This window comes from Paraburkholderia sp. SIMBA_054 (genome assembly GCF_046534875.1).
Taxonomy (GTDB): domain Bacteria; phylum Pseudomonadota; class Gammaproteobacteria; order Burkholderiales; family Burkholderiaceae; genus Paraburkholderia; species Paraburkholderia hospita.
In genome coordinates this window covers 1-350 of sequence record NZ_JAWRXV010000385.1, presented here as the reverse complement: position 1 = coordinate 350, position 350 = coordinate 1, and the positions used below count along the sequence as shown (strand labels likewise).

1 pseudogene is annotated in these 350 nt (G+C 70.3%); it reads right to left on the bottom strand.

Annotated elements, in window-relative coordinates:
- Positions 1–350 (bottom strand): annotated as a pseudogene (locus SB822_RS55595) (cell division protein); the annotation flags it as partial.

Below are 350 nucleotides of genomic sequence, written 5' to 3'. Positions count from 1 at the left end.
CCGACGACGTGCTCTTCGGCGCGGAACCCGCTGTGGTCGCAGCCGGCGCGCTCGTGGCTTGCGGCTTTTTCACCGCGGCGGTGGCGCTGCTGCCGTTATCCGGCGCGGGCTTCGGCGCGACTGCCGTGCCATTGGCATTGCCCGCGGCATTATTGTTCCCGCCGAGGGTCGGCGGCACTTCGATGATTTGCGGCTGCTCGAGCATGCCCGACTGCGTCTGCGAGTTGGTCTGGCCAGGCGCGGTGTTCGGCGGCGCGGGTTGCGCGGCCTGCGGCACCGGCTGACCCGGCGTCTTGCCTTGCAGCGGACGGTTCGGATCGTATTGCGCCTGGCTCGCGCTCGACTCGGAC